At 38.6% G+C, this 17,128-nt stretch carries 7 protein-coding genes; 4 read left to right on the top strand and 3 right to left on the bottom strand.

All coding sequences use genetic code 11. The features are described 5' to 3' along the window. Positions 1-185 precede the first annotated feature (185 nt). The 3 genes from AC2JBO_RS16035 to AC2JBO_RS16045 all read left to right on the top strand — a co-directional run bounded on the left by AC2JBO_RS16035 (position 186) and on the right by AC2JBO_RS16045 (position 3,228). Positions 186-1,256, top strand: coding sequence for a D-alanine--D-alanine ligase family protein (locus AC2JBO_RS16035; protein WP_496954648.1), 1,071 nt, complete (start codon positions 186-188; stop codon positions 1,254-1,256). Positions 1,257-1,440: 184 nt separating this feature from the next. Further along, positions 1,441-2,079, top strand: coding sequence for a hypothetical protein (locus tag AC2JBO_RS16040; protein WP_496954649.1), 639 nt, complete (start codon positions 1,441-1,443; stop codon positions 2,077-2,079). Between the two features lie 714 nt (positions 2,080-2,793). Continuing rightward, entirely contained in the window at positions 2,794-3,228 is a 435-nt protein-coding gene (locus AC2JBO_RS16045) for a hypothetical protein (RefSeq protein ID WP_496954650.1), read from the top strand. 328 nt (positions 3,229-3,556) lie between these two features. On the opposite strand, the gene AC2JBO_RS16050 is transcribed toward AC2JBO_RS16045, so the two are convergent. Both AC2JBO_RS16050 and AC2JBO_RS16055 read right to left on the bottom strand, forming a co-directional pair. Further along, positions 3,557-4,492 carry an alpha/beta fold hydrolase gene (locus tag AC2JBO_RS16050; protein WP_496954651.1) on the bottom strand — a complete coding sequence of 312 codons (936 nt, stop codon included), beginning with the start codon at positions 4,490-4,492 and terminating at the stop codon, positions 3,557-3,559. Between the two features lie 107 nt (positions 4,493-4,599). Continuing rightward, positions 4,600-5,103, bottom strand: coding sequence for a DUF4112 domain-containing protein (locus AC2JBO_RS16055; RefSeq protein ID WP_496954652.1), 504 nt, complete (start codon positions 5,101-5,103; stop codon positions 4,600-4,602). Positions 5,104-5,199: 96 nt separating this feature from the next. On the opposite strand from AC2JBO_RS16055, the gene AC2JBO_RS16060 reads away from it, so the two are divergent. Beyond that, positions 5,200-5,649, top strand: coding sequence for an SRPBCC family protein (locus AC2JBO_RS16060; RefSeq protein ID WP_496954653.1), 450 nt, complete (start codon positions 5,200-5,202; stop codon positions 5,647-5,649). Positions 5,650-5,682: 33 nt separating this feature from the next. Here AC2JBO_RS16060 and AC2JBO_RS16065 read toward each other — a convergent pair whose 3' ends face one another. Next, the gene (locus AC2JBO_RS16065) at positions 5,683-16,764 is read right to left on the bottom strand and encodes a DUF4347 domain-containing protein (RefSeq protein ID WP_496954654.1); all 11,082 of its coding nucleotides are present in this window, start codon (positions 16,762-16,764) and stop codon (positions 5,683-5,685) included. Positions 16,765-17,128: the final 364 nt, after the last annotated feature.

Genomic DNA, 17,128 nt, shown 5'->3' on the forward strand with positions numbered 1-17,128 from the left:
TTAGGAATCGCGCGTTGCAAGCTTTTTTTAGTTTGATGGGGTTGCTTGGGGGAGTTTTTTGGTTGATGTGGGAGAAGCACTGAAGTGCTTACTATGAATAATAAAAATAATGTTATATTTTGCTCTTGTAGTAAAAGTGCCGTGTTGTGGTAATCTATTCAGAATTTGAGTTTCCGGAGGATGTCATGGCAAAGCTGCAAGTGGGAGTGTTGTTTGGTGGTCGTTCGGGCGAACATGAAGTATCTATAAAATCTGCACGCGCGATCTTTGGCGCCTTGAGTGCGGAGGAAAATGCTGGTAAATATGATGTGCTGCCTTTTTATATCCAAAAAGATGGTGTGTGGCAACCACCTGCAACTGCACAACAAGTTTTAACTAGTGGTACACCATTACAAAATCTTGCCCCTTCTCCAAATTTATGGCAATTCCCTGCTGAAACTGCTTCGATTGATGTTTGGTTTCCTATCCTCCACGGTCCTAACGGTGAAGATGGCACTATTCAAGGTTTACTGACGCTGATGCAAGTTCCTTATGTTGGTTCTGGTGTACTGGGTTCTGCGGCAGGTATGGATAAAATTGCCATGAAGGACGTTTTTGCACAAGCTGGTTTGGCTCAAGTTAAGTATGTTGTGGTGACGCGCACGCAAGTTTATTCTAATCCTTGTGTATTTCCTAAACTTTGTGATGAGATTGAAGCGACCTTGGGATACCCTTGCTTTGTTAAACCTGCAAATTTAGGTTCTTCAGTTGGTATTGCAAAAGTTCGTAATCGTACTGAGTTAGAAGCTGCTCTTGATAATGCTGCTAGCTATGACCGTCGAATTATTGTTGAACAGGGAGTTCAAGCCAGAGAAATTGAATGCGCTGTTTTAGGGAATGATAATCCTCAAGCTTCGGTTTTAGGTGAAATTACGTTCAGTAGCGACTTCTATAATTACGAAACTAAATATACTGAAGGCATGGCAGAAATACTGATTCCGGCATCGCTACCTGCTGAGGTAGTGTCGCGAATTCAGGAGATGGCGCTACGAGCTTTTGTGGCAATTGATGCAGCAGGGTTATCGCGCGTGGATTTCTTCTACGTCGAATCAACAGGGGAAATACTGATTAATGAAATTAATACACTACCTGGCTTTACGGCTACAAGCATGTATCCTCAAATGTGGGCAAACACTGGTATAACTTTTCCTAGCTTAGTTGACCAGTTAGTACAGTTTGCACTCGAACGACACTCTGTAAGCAAGCAGGGAGAATAATCTTTAAGAACAATACATTACTGAGTTAAGTCTTAAAAAATACCAAAATTGAGCAAAATACAGAGCTTTTTGGAGTTTATCTATTATAAAAATGCTACCGTAAGCTTGTATTTTGCTACGGATACTCACGGCGTACTCCAGATGTACAATTAGCCGGATAGAGGGGTAAAAAATTTGCAAATATATGGAGAACAGTGACGCTGGTACTCCAGCACCTGAAAACAAACCAGGAACATTGAAATCAAAGCATAACGGAGGTTTGCGCTTACTGTTACGCTTGATTGTCTTCCATCCTTGGCTTTTGGTGGTAGCTTTACTCGGTATATTCGCTGGTGGCGCCGTGCTAGCAGTGCTGAGTTTGGGAAACGTTGGACGTATAGAAGAACCCCAGTCTTCTAACACGACAGAACAAACTGAAGTTGAAATCGTTCAGCCCATTGCTAGTCCACCTGCTGAAAAAACTAGTCCATTTCCTTTATGGGTCGTAATTGCAATTGCTTTGAGTTGCGGGAGCGGATGTTTATTTATTTTCCGCTTGCTCAACAGTTCTACTGGTTCTCAAAAAAACCAGAAACGGGTTAACCGCTATGAAGAACGTTTAGCTCAACGCCGCTATCCTCAAACCGAACCAAAGGCGCCCAAAAAACCCCCGGTTTTTGTGCCGCCTAAGAATAAAAATGCTCCTCCAACAACACGCAAGCTAAAGACGACAGTCACTATCTTGCCACCACAGAGTAATTTTGACGCTATCCGTCAAGAATCTGTTGTTGTAGCAGCAGACCTTCGCCGACAAAACCCAATATCTTTTGTTGTGCGTAAGTAATAGTCTACAAATTTCTACTCATAAATTAATGAGTAAAAAGTCTAGGTTAGGTCAAGAACCGGGTTTATGAATCAACCCGGTTTTTGTTTGTCTGAACTTAAATATACATTTCATATTGGCTTTATATTGATTTCACAAAAGCAAAATATCAAGAAACTTGCCAGATTGGCAACTCACTCTATAGTTCCTCGGTTATCTTGAACAAAGATAAACGACTTCAAGGGTGTTGTTATCAGGGTGTACTCAACTACCAAAAACATTGCCAGAGTTCATCTGGCAAATACTTAATAAGCTTAATAAATCAGCTTAAAAAGTATCTACTTCCTGATAACAAGTACCTTTACTTAAGTAATTGTATCTAAAAAATATCAGATTTATTTTAAAAAATTAAGTTTGGTATTCGCCGCATCAGAAGTAAAATGTATAAGCTCTGTTATCCACAAATTAGCCCCCTAAAGGATAACGCTTATACTAACTTCTATTCGCTTCAGCGGTGAATGCTAGAGCGGGAGTGATAAGCGCTTGATATGCTTCCTCCCGCTCTTTTTTTTAGATTAAACCAGGTTTATTGCGTTGAATTTATTTTTTATTTAAATATATATTGGAGTTATAAAAACGTAGAAAAAAAATAAAAAAAAGTATTTAATATCTCTAAAAGACTACACATCAAATTTTAAATTAACTAAAATAGTTATTAAACCAGTGGAGTTAATCATGTTCCCAGAAAAGCACCAAGAAGTGGATGAAATTGTTAAGCGTGTTCTTTCAATCATAGAAAGTAAGAATGATAATGAGCAAACAGTACAGAATTTAACTCGTCTGGAAGAAGCTCACTTTGCAGCATCGCAACTTATCAGCAATTTACAGTTGGAACACCTAGCAGCGTCACAACGTATGACTCATATCGAGGAAGTACATATTGCGGCATCGCAAAGAATGGATAAGATAGAAGCAGCAATCAAGTCAAATGCTGCCTCAATTAAGGAATTGAACACAGCGGTTGCAAATATATTCAATATTGTCAGTATCAGTCAACAGAATTTTGAAGTAATTCAGAAAAACTTTGAAGTCGTTGTTGGTCAAATTAAAGGCTTACAGTCAGAAAACCGTAATATTCTTGACCATTTATTTGGTATAGAAGAGCAATAGTACTTAATTCTTATGTCTTTAAAATATATACAAGACATAATCTTGATTGTATGCATTGATTTTATTTTTCAATTCATTTGTCGGCGCCGATAGAGATGTTACACGTAATGTCTCTACATTACTTTTATTGCAATTTATTCTACTGACTATAGAATTATGTCTTTCTTATAAAGCTGGTATTATTTTGACTAAATTATATAACGTCAAGTAACTTCAGTATAGTAGAATAAATTGATACAATTATTTAAGATGCTTATAGCGGCTCCTATTCAAATGAAGTACATTTGCGGACGGGCAGGGATGCCCGTTCCACTCATTGGTTTAATATTTAGCAGTAGCCACTTTCCTGTAAAAACCTAACTGCGGTTTTATTAATAATAGCAGAGGCACCTGAAGATGCATCATGACAGCAGTTGGGTATAATGTTTAGATAGGAATTTGGAATACATTCTTGCAGCTTTTTACCATCGGCAACTGGAAACCACGAATCCTGCTTACCCCATAAAATTAATGTTGGACAGCTAATTTTAGGAAGATTGTTCTGGATATTAGTTAGCCAGTTAGGTTTATTTACCCGCGCTAGCTCTATTTCCAGTGCCGCAATTTTTAACTCTTCAGCAACTTTGGTTAAAGTACCTGGAAATTCAATATATGGATACGTAATCCAGTATACATCTTCTGGCGTTAGTGTAGAAGGGTCGTATAAAACACTACGCCGCTCGATTGCCATAACTTCTCGAACCAAAGGGGCAAAAAAGTAACTAAGACGTGAAGTGTCGATAGTTTGGATAACTTCAAGCGGGACTTGAGAAAGTAGTGACATTCCCCAATGCGGTAAACGCTTGGCAAAAATAGGTACATTTACTACAACTAGTCTGGCGATTAAAGAAGGATACTTTTGTGCTAAGGCTAATGCAACCAAAGCACCTAAAGATTCGCCGACTATGACAGCAGGTTCATTACATAATGCACGAATGACGCGAGCTAGTTCTGTAACTTGGTGTCCCTGTTGCTCTCGACGCGATACTGGCTTATCAGAAAAACCATAACCCTTCGCATCAAAGCAAATCACTCGAAAATACTTCGATAAAGGTTTGATGCTATTACGCCAGTTATAACTCCAACTACCGATACCGTGAAGTAAAAATAACGGTTTCCCACTTCCTACTTCACCGTATGCGATTTTAACCGGATACCCGTTAGCGTCTGCAATTGTTAGACTTTGCTTGCCTAAAGGGAAATTCGCACGCCACCAATCTTTCATTTTAGGTTTTAGATTTGAGATTTTAGATTGTAGATTTTAATCCAAAACTATATGTTTGTGGAATTGAGCGAAAACATTATTTACGTCAAAATCTAAAAGTGATTTATTTAACCACCTGTCAAAATTGACATAATTATTCTAACTAAAATAACGGGTATTGCGACAAGCACAACTGCTACCAGTAACAATACAGCCAGTACAATTCCTATAAACCACTTATTCGCAGGATTTCTTTGACCGGGGAATTTTAAATATTCTTCTAACAACTTAATATTATTGGTATTGGCAGTCCACGCAAAGTCAAATAAGTCTCCTACCAATGGAACTGAGCCAGCAAGCCCATCAAGTATTATATTAAATGTCATCTTTCCCAACGTTGAAGCCGGCACCCCCAAGCGTGCAGCTTCGAGGACAATATAACTAGACAGCAGCACACCCAAAAAGTCACCGGCGCCAGGTAACAACCCAATTATAGGGTCAATACCAATACCAATTTGCGTACCCGGTATCACAATGGCTTTATCAAGCACCCGTGCCAGTTGTCGCAGTCGCTTTAAAGTCGGCGCCTTTACTTCAGGCTCAATTGTAGAATATCGAAAAGGCTGTTTCATTAGTTTAATATTCCTTAAAGAGGCAGCTAATAACATCTCAGCTTACCAATTGACTAAATATTTTACGATACAACACCTTTTGTCAAATAAAAATATATGTCTTCTACCCAAGTTTTCGAGCAGTCAATACAAATCAACGCTTCAGCTACCACGGTTGAACGCTGTATTACTGAGTTAAATTTAATGCACCGTTGGCTGAATCCAGTTTTACGTTGTTATCCCGTTGGCGACTGGGATACAAACGTTGGAGGAAAAAGCCGATTTGTGATTGAAGTACCATTACTCAAACCAACACTTAACAGTATAATTCTGGAAAGACAACCTGGACTGGTAGTTTGGGGTTTTGAGGGATTTTTTCAAGGCAGAGACCGTTGGGAATGTCAACCAGACTATAATGGTACACGTTTACTGAATCGTTTTGAATTTCAAATACCAAACCCCGTAATTAGCTGGGGTTTCAAGATATTTGCTCTTAATTTTACCAAACAGGATATGCAAGCGCAGTTGAGGCGCCTGAAGCAAGTTGCAGAAAACATACGCGAATAGTAAGGTGGGGCACTGCCCACCCGACTTAACTAATTAACCAATAATTTGAACCTGCTTGATTGAAAGAATCATGTCATTATAATCGTGGTCACCACCGCCAATTATGTCCTCGAAACCAAATTTGTTATTACCTAAGCTGCGAATGTGGTCTACGCCGTTGCTATTGATACCCAGATATGGCGTGAGGATACGACTGAAATCTTGGTTGATGCTGGAAAGCGTGCCGTTAGAAACTAAGAACGGTAGGTAGTATTCGCCACCTGTTACATTAACAGAAATTTCCCTAGTCTGGAAGTTAGGTGTTTGAAGTTCTGTTCCTTGAACTAGACGGTCTTTTGTTGCCAGTTCTAAATAACGCTGCTTTTGTTCCGTACTTAAACTTTTGGTTGGATCAAGTAACATACCAGTTAGTGGGTCTCGAATTGAGCCTTTGGCATCATCGACCCGATATAAATAAGCAGTGTTGTTATATGCAGCCTCCCTTTGGAGTGATAAGCTCAGTTTCACTTGCTTGCCATCGAAAGCACCGGAAGATTTGAGGTCAATTAATTCTTCAGTGGCATTTAATTGTGCCTGACTTTGACCTACTGCGAATAATCCTAATTGGGGACGTGCTTCTTCGGCTGTCAAAATCTTTGCGCTGACATCGAACAACTTAGCTAGCGATAACTTGGCTGAAAGTCCGCGTTCATCGTTGTTGGCAGTCATCATTGCCGCACCATTATTAAGGGTGGGAAGCGAAAATTGCACAGTATTAGAATTTAGACCTTTAAAAAGCAAATCGTCTTTCGTTCCGTTTTGAATTACGAAAAAGACTGCCTGCTCTCCTTCTTCAAAAGCAACCGTGCGAGTTTGAGTGCCAATATCAGGGTTGCGATTTTTATTCCTTAAGCTGCTAAAAAGGGTTTCGCCCCGCGTAATAATATTTTGTTTGGCTTCTTCAAGCGATTTAACGGCTTTGCCATTTACCTCAATAATTTGCCCATCTGAACCAAACCGAACGCGCGCCATCCCAACCTCTGAAGCTTCGACACCAGAGAAACGGTCGAGACTAAATTGAACATAGCTACGGTTGCCGTAGAAGTTTAATCCATCCTGACTCGAACGAGCCTCCATACGGCTAGTTCCTAAATCCCAGTTAGCGGCAACTAGAGAATGTCCAATTTGACTATCAACAAGACCATCAGAGTCACCCCATTCGCCATCTTGGAGATAAACTACAGCCCAGTCAGCTTTGCCATCAAGATTTCGGTCTTGGAGTACTGCTCCTGTTAAATCATCAAAATCTAAGTCTCCGCGATTTGGGTTAAATTGTCGGCGTCCATCATAAAGGGTTCCGTCTGCGGAGCGTTTCAGAATAGCATTTACTGCTTGCTCATCGGCTCCATCAGGTAGCTTAATTTCTACCCTCACAGGTTTTTGTTTAATACCGTCTTTAATTTTCTGCTGTAAACCCTCCTCCTTGATTACTTGGTTAGGCTTCACTTCAAAGTTAATGACATCTAAAACAGGCGCCAATTTTTTCAAAGATGATTTTTTGAGGTCTTTGCTATCAAAAGCAGTGATGGGGTCTGGGAAAACATCATCAAAGCGTTGAGTTGTTACAGAACCAACTACTAAAGCTGGTGTTTGAGAAGTTCCACCAAGTTGCTTTTGGTCTTGTTCGTTAATGGCAATGATTATTGGCTTCTTGGCGCCATCTTGACCGAATATAGCAACAATTCCTGGGTCAGAAGCAGCTTTTTGGCTCAAATTCTTGAAATTACTATCAGTTGGGTTCTGCTTGGCAATTTCCGCAGCAACTTGTTCTTCAGTGGAATTACTAGCACCATCGTCATCTGTGTCAGGAATAACACTAATACCAATCGTATCTGTGTCGATTAAGATATCAGAACCAAAGTTGCCTAAGTCGCTGGTAGTAATAGTCAAATTATCTTGACCATTATAATCTTTATCACCTTGGTAAACTATACCTTCTAGGGCTTTATTGATGTCTTCTACTTTGCCAGTAAAAGTCATTGTCGCGTTAGCTTTAGCATCTCCAGCTTTGAAGCTTATTCCCGCGACTTGCCCTAAAGTTAAAACACCTTTAGTAACAGTAAGCGTTACTTCAACTTCACCTGTTCCTTCCCCAGCATCAACATCACTAACGCTGATAGCATTACTTTTCTGAGAGCTGAAAATTAACTGTTTGTTTTGGTCAACTTTCTGGTTCTGAGGTACGTTATTTACAGGAGCGTCATTAACTGGAGTGACAGTAATATCAACAGTATCAGTGTCAATTAAGGCGCCACCATCACCATTATTTCCTTTATCGTTCGTAGTGATAGTCAAGGTGTCTTGACCGTGGAAATTAGCATTGCCGCGATATGTCAAACTCGCTAATGCTTTGTTGATATCCGTCAACTTACCTGTAAAGGATATTGCAGTGTTACCCTTGCCATCTCCTTCTTTAAAAGTTAACCCTGTAGTTTCTTGAAGAGTTAGTAAACCTTTGGTGACAAAGAGTTTAACTTCAGTCTCACCTGTTCCTTCGTTCGCATCAACATCATTGATACTAAGAGCATTACCGTTGACTGCATTAAAAGCTAAATCAATATCTTCTTTGACGCTTTGCTTGCTAGGAACTGTATTTATAGGCGTATCGTTGATAGCTTTGACGTTTATTTTAACAGTGTCTTTTTGATATAACTCACCGCCAGTACCACCGTTACTCTTGTCATTGATACTAATAGTAAGGGTATCTTCGCCGTTGAAATCTTGATTACCCAGGTAAGCTAAACCATCCAAAGCTTTGTTGATATTTTCAACGCTGCCAGTAACTATGATGTTAGCGCTACCGTTACTACTTTCTTGTGCAAATGTTAAACCTGTAGTTTGCGCTAAGTTAACTTTACCCTTGGTAACGGCAAGCGTTACTTGCACATCACCAACTGGTCCGTTTTGGTCGCCGTCTACGTCTACATCAGAAATTCTGATGGCGTTTTGATTTGCAGCGCTAAATATAAGACTCGTATCTTCATTAACACTTTGGGCGCCTGGGACATCAGCATTAACTGGAGGGTCATTAACGGGGGTAAGTGTAATATCAACAGTATCAATATCTTTTTGGCTACCACCTAAACCAGTGTTGTTTAAGTCATTGGTAGTGATGGTCAAAGTATCTTTACCGTTGTAATTTTTATTGCCTCGGTAAACAAGACCATCTAAAGCTTTATTGATGTCCGCTACTTTCCCCTTAACAGTTATTTGAGGTTTGCTATTAGCACTGTTGGCAGCAAAAGTTAATCCTGTTGTATCTTTGAGTGTTAGTACACCTTTATTAACAGCAAGCGTTACTTCGACTTCACCCGTTGCTTCGTTAGCATCTACATCACTGATGCTGATGAGATTATTTTCGGCGCCGCTAAAGATTAAATCTTCATCTTCATTAACGGTTTGGGCTAATGGTACTGTATTAATAGGTGCATCGTTGACAGCACTAACTTTAATTTTGACGGCATCTTGTTTTGTTAACAGTCCACCTAAACCAAAGTTACCCAAGTCATTAGTATCGACGGTAAGGGTATCATCACCGTTAAAATCTTGATTTCCTCTGTAAACAAAACCTTCAAGAGCATCATTGATATCTTTGACTTTACCCTTGAAAGTCATACTGGTGTCAGCAGTTCCATCACCTTTCGAGAAGGTTAACCCTGTAGTTTGTTTTAAAGTTAAGGCACCTTTAGTGACACCAACTGTTACCTCTAAGTCCCCTGTTCCTTCGTTAACATCTATATCGCTGACGGTAATGGCATTTTGCTTGACGCTGCTAAAGATTAAATCAGTATCTTCGTTGACAGATTGCTCACCAGGAACAGTATTTATCGGAGCATCATTAATTGCGGCAAGTTTTATTTTAACGGTATCTATATCACTCAGGGTTCCACCTTCACCCTTATTACCCAAGTCTTTAGTGGTAATAGTTAGAGTATCTTCACTGTTGAAATCTTGAGTGCCTTGATAAATAAGACCGTCTAAAGCCTTATTAATTTTGTCGATACTACCAGTGAAAGTCATGCTCATGTTAGCAGTGCCATTACCTTCAGTCAACTTAAGTCCTGAGATATCAGCTAGAGTTAATACACCTTTACTAACAGAAAGTTTGACTTCAACTTCCCCAGTTCCTTCCGCAGCATCTACATCACTAATACTTATGGCATTCTTATTGAAGCTGTTAAAAACTAGTCTTGCATCTTCATTAATGTTTTGTTCTGTAGGTACAGTATTTACTGGGGCATCATTTACTGCATCAATGGTAATTTGTATGGTGTCGCTGTCGATTAAGGCGCCACCAATACCTGTATTGCCTAAGTCGCTGGTAGTTACAGTTAAGGTATCGGCGCCGTTAACGTTAAGATTGCCTCGATAAACTAAACTATCGAGTGCTGTATTCACATCAGCTAATTTACCACGGAAAACAACAGTCGATTTGCCGTTACCATTGTTGGGATTAAAGATTAAATTTGTGGTGTTTTGTAAAGTTAAAGTACCCTTATCAACCGCAAGTTTAACTTCGACTTCACCCGTACCATCTTTAACATCTAAATCGTCGATTTTGATGGCTTTAGCACCACTGAGCAGTAAATCTGTGTCTTCTTTAACTGTTTGTGCTACAGGAACAGTATTTACAGGAGCATCATTGACAGCAAGAACAGTAATTTGAACCGAATCTTCTTTTTTGAGTTCGCCGGGAGTACCTTTATTACCTAAATCTTGTGTGATGATATTTAAGGTATCAACACCGTTAAAGTTTTCATTCCCTCTGTAAGTTAGACCTTCTAGAGCATTGTTAATACTTGCTTGGGTACCAGTTAAACTAAAGGTCGCGCTACCATTACTACCTGTTAAAGTTACTCCTGTTGTTTGACCTAGAGTCAATTTACCTTTAGTAACAGACAGGGTAACTTTAATATCTCCAGTTCCTTCTGCTGCATCAACATCGCTAACGCGGATAACATTACTGGTATTGCTCTTAAATACTAAATCCTTATCTTCTTCAACAGTTTGGGCTACTGGTACAGTATTTACAGGAGCATCGTTAACGGCCGTTACGTTAATTTGAACCGTTTTGCTCGAATCTTTAAGGATTCCACCTTCACCAAAATTACCAAGGTCACTAGTAACAATACTGAGAGTGTCTTGACCGTTATAGTTGAGGTTTCCACGATAAGTCAAGCCATTAAGCGCTTTATTAATGGCATCTAGTTTTCCTTTTAGAGTGATACTAGGACTACCATTGGTGCTTCCATTTACAAAGCTAATGCCTGTAATATCGGGTAATGTAAGAGCGCCTGAAATCACAGATAAATTTACTTCTAATTCACCCGTACCTTCTTTAACATCAACATCACTGATGCTAATGAGGTTATTTTTAGCGCTACTAAAGACTAAATTCGTGTCTTCTTCAATAGTTTGGGCGCCAGGTACGGTATTAAGTGGAGCATCGTTAACAGCGTTAACCTTTATTTTAACGGTATCTTGTTTTGTTAACGGTCCACCTTCACCTTTATTACCTAAATCATTAGTAGTAATGGTAAGGGTATCCTCACCATTAAAATCTTGATTTCCTCGATAAACTAAACCTTCAAGAGCATTGTTAATATTTGTAACTGTGCCCTCGAAAGTCATGCTGGTGTCAGCAGTTCCATCACCTTCCGTAAACTGTAACCCTGTAGTTTGTTTTAACGTTAAAGCACCTTTGGCGACACCAACTGTCACCTTTAAATTTCCTGTACCTTCATTAACGTCAATATCACTAACTTTGATAGTATTTTGATTATTAGTGCTAAAGGCTAAATCAGTATCTTCTTTGACAGATTGCTCACTAGGAACAGTATTTACAGGAGCATCATTAATTGCAGTCAGCTTGATTTTTACTGTGTCTTTGTCTTCGAGGATGTTACCTTTACCTTTATTACCTAGATCACTAACTGATATAATTAGGTCATCCTCACCTTTGGCATCGCTGTTTAAATCTTTATTGCCTAGATAAGTCAAGCCGTTGAGAACCTGATTTACTCGATCAATGCTGCCTCTAAAGGTCATAGTAGCATTGCCAAGACCATCACCACTAGTAAAATCTATGCCTGTGGTACTGCCCAAAGTCAACAAACCACGGGTAACAGATAACGTTACCTCTACTATTCCTGTTCCTTCTTTGACATCTACATCACTGATAGTGATAGCATTTTTATTAGCGTCATTGAAAACTAATTTGACATCTTCATTGACGTTTTGATCACTAGGAACAGTAACTACTGGGTCATCGTTTACTGCGTTGATAGTAATTTGGAAACTATCTATGTCAGTTAAAGCACCACCTACACCAGTATTACCTAAATCGTTAGTGGTAACAGTTAGAGTATCGGCGCCATTTACATTCAGATTGCCGCGATAAACAAGAGTATTTAAAGCAGTGTTGATATCCGCGACTTTACCACGAAAAACTACAGTGGATTTACCATTATCATTGTTGGCATCAAAGGTCAAATTGGCAGGATTTTGTAGAGTTAAAGTACCTTTGCCTACCGACAGCTTAACTTCAACTACACCAGTACCTTCAAGAGCATCAACATCTTTAATTTGGATAGCTTTGGCGCCAGTTAAAGCTAAATCTGTATCTTCATCTACACTTTGATTACCAGGAACCGTATTTACAGGTGCGTCATTGATAGCAGTTCGCTTGATTGTTACAGTATCGGTATCTGTCTTTGTGCCACCACTACCAGTATTTCCTAAGTCACTTGTGATGATAGTTAGAGTATCATCACCATTGGCACTACTATTAGCATCTTGATCACCAAGATAAACTAGACCATTAAGAGCTTGGTTAATTTTATCAACGGTGCCAGTAAATGTCAGCTTAGAGTCGCTTACACCATCACCTTCAGTAAAATTTAAATCAGAAGTATTAAATAAAGTTAATAAACCTTTACCGACAGATAATTTAACTTCGACTTTTCCAGTACCTTCGACTGCATCTACATCGGTAATACTTATAGCATTGCCATTGGCAGCACTGAAGACTAATTTGACATCTTCATCAATCGTTTGTTGGGTAGGAACGGTATTTACTGGACTATCATTAACTGGATTGATAGTAATTTCGACATTTTTAGTGTCAGTTAAAATACCACCACTGCCAGTATTTCCTAAGTCGCTAGTAGTAACTGTTAATGTATCGGCACCGTTAACGTTGAGGTTTCCACGATAAACAAGACTATTGAGGGCGATATTAACATCGGCAATTTTACCTCGGAAGGTAACATTCGGTTTACCATTACCATTAGTGGCATCAAAAGTCAGACCATTTGTATCTTTTAAAGTTAAAGTTCCCTTAGCAACCGAAAGCTTAACTTCGACTTCACCAGTACTTTCGGCAGCATCTACATCCTTAACTTGGATAGCCTTATCAATACCTGTTAAAACTAAATCTGTATCTTCGTCTATGCTTTGATTAACAGGAATAGTAATTTCAGGTTTATCATTGATAGCTGTAACTTTAATTTGAACAGTATCTTGTTTTTTCAGTTCACCGGGAGTACCAGTATTACCTAAGTCACTGGTAAGAATTGTTAAGGTATCGTCACCATTAAAATCTTGATTTCCCAGGTAAGTTAAACCTTCTAAAGCGTTGTTGATACTTGTTTGCGTACCCTTTAAGGTAATTGAGTTACTGCCATCACCTTGTGAGGAAGTTAACCCTGTTGTTTGTCCTAAAGTGAGTTTTCCTTTAGTAACAGAGAGAATTACTTGAATATCTCCTGTATTTGCAGCTAAATCAACATCGCTGACAGTAATAGCATTGTTACTGCTACTCTTAAAGATTAAACTCTTGTCTTCCTCAATGCTTTGCTGTCCAGGAACTGTATTTACTGGAGCATCATTAACAGGAGTAACATTAATTTGTACTGTTTTACTTGCATCTTGAAGGATTCCACCAATACCAAAGTTACCCAAGTCGCTAGTAGTAATACTTAAGGTATCGGCGCCGTTGTAATTTAATTTGCCTCGATAAGCTAAACCATCTAATGCTTTGTTAATAGCACTCAGCGTTCCTCTAAAGGAAATACTAGGTTTCCCGTTGCTAGTACCTGACTGAAAACTTATACCTGTAGTGTCTGCTAAAGTCAAGGCGCCGTTAGTTACAGATAATGTAACTTCTAGTTCACCAGTACCTTCATTAACATCAACATCGCTAACAGTAATAGCATTACCCTTAGCTGTACTAAAGATTAAATCTTTATCTTCTTCAATGGATTGTGCAACAGGTACTGTATTAATAGGAGCATCGTTGACAGCATCTATAGTAATGCTGATTAATTTTTCATCTTTCTTATTACCACCAGCACCAACATTACCTAAGTCTTCTGTAATAATTTTGAGCGTATCGGCGCCGTTTACATTAGCGTTACCGCTATAAATTAAACCATTGAGAGCATTATTAACATCAAGCAGTTTTCCAGTAAAAGTAATACTAGGCTTACCATTGCTACTACCAGAAACAAAATTAATACCAGTTACTGAGGCTAGAGTTAAAATTCCTTTGCTTACAGAAAGGTTGACTTGTACAATTCCTGATGGGTTTTCATTTACATCTACATCGTCAACTTTAATCAGATTATTATTAACGCTGTTAAATACTAAATTAGTGTCTTCCTTAACACTTTGCGCTGCTGGTACAGTATTTACAGGTGCGTCATTAATAGCAGTAATATTAATGTTAACCGTCTTGTCGCTGGTTAATTTAATATTATTAGCACCGCTATTGCCTAAGTCATCTGTTAATATGCGAACCGAAGCAGCACCGTTAGAGTTAGCAGTCGGCTTAAATGTCATGCCATTTAAGGCTTTATTGATATCGGTAATGGCGCCTGTAAATTCGAGCGTTGCGTCGTCAGTACCATCACCAACACCCCCAGTAAAGTTTAAACCGCCGATACCATTAAGGCTCAGAGTACCTTTATTAGCTTCAAGCCTGACTTTAATAGAATTATTACCAGCATCTAAGTCACTTACTGAAATTAGATTGGCGCCTGTGAATGCTAAAATTTCATCTTCAATGATAGTTTGCGTTGCTGGAACAGTGTTAACAGGTGCATCATTTTCAGGAGTAACATTAATAACTTTAGATACCGCAGTGCTAGTTCCACCACCACCATCATCGACTGTAATTGAAATAGTGCGGCTAGCGTTAGGTGTATGAGAAGTGTTTTGGTAAGTGAGATTTTGAATTAAAGCTTTAACCGCACCTAAAGTAGCATTAATGTTAGTAAATTTAACAACTAAGCTTTTGCCATTAGCGCCGTTATTAGTAGTATCAATGCTGCCAAAAACAATTCCGTTATAGCTAACATTTCCACCACTTAAGGTAATACTATTACTACTACTAACTGAAAGCTGGTCTTCTGCTCCATTTCCACTAGTATAGTTAACCGTGAGATTACCTCCGGCAAAGTTAGAGGAATCTGTATCTGTAAGGGTAATACTGCTACTAATAATAGATGCAGCAGCATTCAACACATTCTCGCTAAAACCAACAGCAGTGGTTGCATCTGTCAGTATAGGACTATCATTAAGATTCGTAAAGTTGATAATTGCAGCTTTTTGACTGGAAGTGTTGAAGCTATCACTAAGAGTTATATTAAACAATGGAGCATTTTCACTACCATTGTGAACAAATTGAACATTTCCGTCGTTGATATTCTTTTGAGTAAATGTAGTTGCAGCTGTACCATTTACTTGAAATTGCCCATTTTGAAGATTGCTAATGGTATATGTAATTTGACTAAGGTCGCTGCTATTATCAACATCCGTCGCATTCAAGTTACTAGAAGACAGGGTAATTGTCTCCCCTTCTTTGACTGATATAGTATTAGTTATTAATTGAGGTTCTGTGAAAAAACGGATAGAATTAATACCATTCAAATTAGATGTATTGACTGAATATGCTATACCAACTGGTTTGCCATCTTCTAACGTACCTTTGTTAAAACCAATGCTGGCAGTACTGCCATTATTTGGTGTTGCTGTTGAATAAATAAAATCAATATTATTACTGTCTTTGTATAGAATAACTTGGAAGGTTATATTCTTACCTGGTTGATCTACGACTTGAAAGTTAGTCCACTGTACAGTAAAGCGGTCAGCATCTGATTTGGTGTAAATTTTTCCTGTACGGTTATTAGCAGTTATTTGTGCATCTAAATCATCCCAAAAAGGAAAAATACTATTCACTGGAACAGCAGGACTAGTTGAGGGGATATTCGCATTAATTGTGCTAAATGAGGCAGTTCCACTATCTTTAAAAGCAATTCCTCCGTTTTCAGCAATAACTATTTTGCTGAAATTAGTTCCGTAAAAATTAAAGGTAAAAGGTAAACTAATTTCATAAATTGACTGGTCTCGACCTACAAGTTGCAAGGTACTAGTACCAGTGCTACTAATATCTGTAAAAGAGACTGTTCCTTTAGTACCCTCTTTTGAATCATAGTACGTGTAATATTTATCGGCACCTGTTCCAAATACTCCAGCATAACTTGCTAACACTTCAGGTTGAAATACTAAACCAGGAAAAGCTGAGGTATTTTTACCGTAGCAAACATCTAAATCCCAATTACCATCTAATTTCGAGTTACCAACAACAGTACTAGAAGCGTATATAGTAGCATTAGTTAATTGATGTAATTGTTCTAAAAACTCAGTTCCTGCATCTGTAGCAACATTACAACCATAAAGAACAAGTGCAGGAGTATGGTTGTGAGTAGAAGTTAAATTAAACCATGTTTGAAGTTCTTGGTTGTAATGTCTTAAAGTATCTAGGCTCAGTTCTGCATTACCTAAATAAAGTGTTCCCGGCGCCCCGTGTGAGATGATGTGTATACTCTCAACATCCTGATGCTGGAACAAAGTTTGTGTAATTTGCTCGACTCCATCAACTTCCGGGTGCAAAACATAAACCTCTGCATCTGGTTTTATGCCATTTCTCAGGCTTTGATAATCTTGTACTTTTGAATCGATGAATACCAGAACAGAGCTATTTTCTTGAAAAGATAAGGACTGACTATATTTCATACTTTTGCTCACTGTTTATGAATAGATATTAAAAATTAAACTGATTGATAATTGGAAATAATTCTGAGTAGAAGGAAACCAAGTGGGCACTATGTTACAGAATTAAATATTGGCACCCTTGTGAACCTATACACTTTGTTATTTTAACAACACTGTATAATTATGACATCAGTAAATTTTCTTAAACACGGTAGCTTGGGAAGGGGGTCGGGGAGGATCACGAAGAGCTATTTTCAAAACCTGCACAGTATTAAATTTTGATTACTATTCAGATTCCCGATTTCTTTAAGAAGTCGGGAATCTAGTTTGAATCCAGTTTTTCAATTAGCAATGATATTTATACGTAATTTACTTGCCATTCAGG

This window comes from Calothrix sp. CBUCES-K 9914, assembly GCF_059640475.1.